General features: G+C 76.5%; 3 protein-coding genes and 1 pseudogene. All 4 read right to left on the bottom strand.

The genetic code is table 11. The features are described 5' to 3' along the window. The coding region (locus NWP10_RS11500) for a deaminase (protein WP_258300994.1) at window positions 1-429 on the bottom strand (429 nt) is incomplete at its 3' end. Next, complete coding sequence (gene pnuC / locus NWP10_RS11505; RefSeq protein ID WP_017488804.1) at window positions 426-1,130, bottom strand: nicotinamide riboside transporter PnuC; 705 nt, start codon at window positions 1,128-1,130, stop codon at window positions 426-428. The genes pnuC and NWP10_RS11500, both read right to left, overlap by 4 nt. A gap of 290 nt (window positions 1,131-1,420) precedes the next feature. Further along, a complete protein-coding gene (gene rpe, locus NWP10_RS11510; protein ID WP_184171174.1) occupies window positions 1,421-2,092 on the bottom strand; it encodes a ribulose-phosphate 3-epimerase in 672 nt (223 codons plus the stop codon). Then, window positions 2,089-2,562: pseudogene (locus tag NWP10_RS11515) on the bottom strand (rRNA small subunit methyltransferase B); the annotation flags it as partial. The gene rpe and the pseudogene NWP10_RS11515, both read right to left, overlap by 4 nt.

Raw genomic sequence — 2,562 nt, forward strand, 5'->3', positions numbered from 1 at the left:
GGCCAGGGCCGCCGGCTCCCCAGTCGGGCCGCTCACGCGCACCCCGTGCGCGGCCAGGCGGGCCGCGCCGCCGCCGTCGACCCCCGTGGGGTCCGCGACGGCGTAGCGCACCGCGCCGACGCCGGAGGCCAGGATCGCGCCGGAGCAGGGGCCGGTGGAGCCGGTGTGGTCGCAGGGCTCGAGGGTGACGTGCAGGGTCAGGCCCGCCGGGTCGAGCGCGGCCAGGGCCGGGTCCGCGGCGCGGGCGGCCTCCCAGCGGGCGAGGGCGTCGACCTCGGCGTGGGCGGTGCCACGCCCGCGGTGGTGGCCCGCCGCGAGGACGCGGCCGGCGTCGTCGGTGAGGACGGCCCCCACGAGGGGGTTGGCGCCGCGCACGCCGCGCAGCGCGGCGCCGACGGCCAGCGCCATGGGGTCCGGGGCGCCGCTCATCGGGCCGCGTGCTCCTCGGGCCCGTCCGGCAGCAGCGTCTCCACGGCCGGCTTGTCCCGGTCCTTGGCCCGCAGCCACACGAAGAACCCGATCAGCGTGAACGCGCCGTAGAAGGCGTACATCACGGCCGAGGCGTAGTAGCCGGTGCTCCACAGCAGGGGCACGCCGACGACGTCGACCGCCACCCACACCAGCCAGAACTCCACCCAGCCGCGCGCCATGCCGTACGTGGCCAGCAGGGAGCCGACGAAGGTCCACGCGTCCGCCCACACCGGCTCCCATGAGCCGAGGGCCCGGAACACCGGGGTGAGCGCGAGGGTGCCGATCACCATGCCCAGCACGAGGAAGGCCCGGCCGCCCAGGCCCGCCCACTCGGGGGTGATCGCGGTGGCGTGCTCGGAGCGGCCGCGGCGGGCCTCGTTCCAGCGGACCCAGCCGTACACGGAGACGGCGATGAACATCACCTGGCGGCCGGCCTGGCCGAGGAGGGTGGCGTGGTCCGCGCCGGTGAAGAGGGAGGCCAGGAAGACCGTCAGCAGGATGAGGTTGCCGAGGATGCCCACGGGCCAGGCCCAGACCTTGCGCGCCATGCCGCCGAGGGCGGAGGCGAGGCCGAAGACGTTGCCCAGCACCTCGCGCATGAGCAGGCCGCCGCCGGCGACGGGGATGGTCCAGTTGAATGCGTCGACGAGCCAGTCCATGTCCGTGACGCCACCTCCTCGGTTCGGGACTCCGAGGGGTGCGCTCCGTGGCCCTCCCGCGCGAGGGTGCGGGACGGCTCGGCCGCGTGCCTCTCCCATCCCGACTGTACGGTCGGCACCGGAATTCCACCGGTCAGGCCGCCCGGCACCGGCCTCGGGTCGAGGTCGGGCCGCGCGGTTAGCGGGCTGTCACCGCCGGTGCGGACTTCCACCGCATCTCGGAGCACGTTGCTGTCCAGCAGTATCACACGGCCGACCGTGACCCGCCGCCCAGCGGCGGCGTGCGACCGTCAGCAGCAGGCGCGGGCGGCGGCCCGGCGCAGCCCGTCGACGGCGGCGTCCGGGTCCTCTGCGCCGAACACGGCCGAGCCGGCCACGAAGACGTCCGCCCCGGCCTCGGCGGCCCGCTCGATGGTCTCGGCGTTCACGCCGCCGTCTACCTGCAGGGCCAGCGGGGCGGCGGCGCCGTCCAGGGCGCGGCGGGCGCGGCGGATCTTGGGCAGCACGACGTCGAGGAAGGCCTGGCCCCCGAAGCCGGGCTCCACGGTCATCAGCAGGAGCATGTCCAGCTCGGGGAGCATGTCCAGGTAGGGCTCCACGGGCGTGGCCGGCTTGAGGGCCATGCCCGCGCGGGCGCCCGCGGCGCGCAGCTCGCGGGCCAGGCGCACGGGGGCCGCGGAGGCCTCCGCGTGGAAGGTCACCGACTCCGCCCCGGCCTCGGCGTAGCCGGGGGCCCAGCGGTCCGCGTCCTCGATCATCAGGTGGATGTCCAGCGGCAGGTCGGTGGCCCGGCGGATGGCCTCCACCACGGGCAGGCCCAGGGTGAGGTTGGGGACGAAGTGGTTGTCCATGACGTCCACGTGCACGGCGTCCGCGCCGCGGATCCGGCCCAGCTCCTCGGCCAGGCGCGCGAAGTCCGCGGAGAGGATCGACGGGTGCAGGCGGGGGGCGCGGGGGCTCATCCTCGGGTCCTCTCGGGGCTCTCGGGGGTGTCGGACGGGGCGCGCAGCAGCGCCAGGAACATGGCGTCGGTGCCGTGGCGGTGCGGCCAGAGCTGGGCGGTGCGGGCCGCCACGTCGTCCGGGGCCGCCGCGCCGGCGGCCTCGTCGCCACCGGGCTCGCCCTCATCCAGGCGCAGGTCGCCGAGGGCGACCTCGGAGAGCACCGCGCCGGCGTCGAGCAGCTCCAGCTCGGGGCGACGGCGCAGCAGATCCTGGACCTGCACCGTGGTCTCGGCCACGTGCGGGGAGCACGTGACGTAGGCCAGGACGCCGCCCGGGGCGAGCACCGCGGCGGCGGCGTCGAGCAGCTCGGACTGCAGCCCGGTCAGCTCGGCGAGGTCGGCCGGGGTGCGGCGCCAACGGGACTCGGGCCGGCGGCGCAGCGCGCCCAGGCCCGTGCAGGGGGCGTCCACGAGGACGCGGTCGAACCC

Origin of the sequence: Micrococcus sp. HG099 (assembly GCF_024723355.1) — a bacterium.
In the GTDB taxonomy this organism is placed as follows: domain Bacteria; phylum Actinomycetota; class Actinomycetes; order Actinomycetales; family Micrococcaceae; genus Micrococcus; species Micrococcus endophyticus.

Bases quoted from the DNA above. Each gene is read 5' to 3' on its own strand.
- rpe (WP_184171174.1), bottom strand. From the start codon at position 2,092: ATGAGCCCCCGCGCCCCCCGCCTGCACCCGTCGATCCTCTCCGCGGAC.
- pnuC (WP_017488804.1), bottom strand. From the start codon at position 1,130: ATGGACTGGCTCGTCGACGCATTCAACTGGACCATCCCCGTCGCCGGC.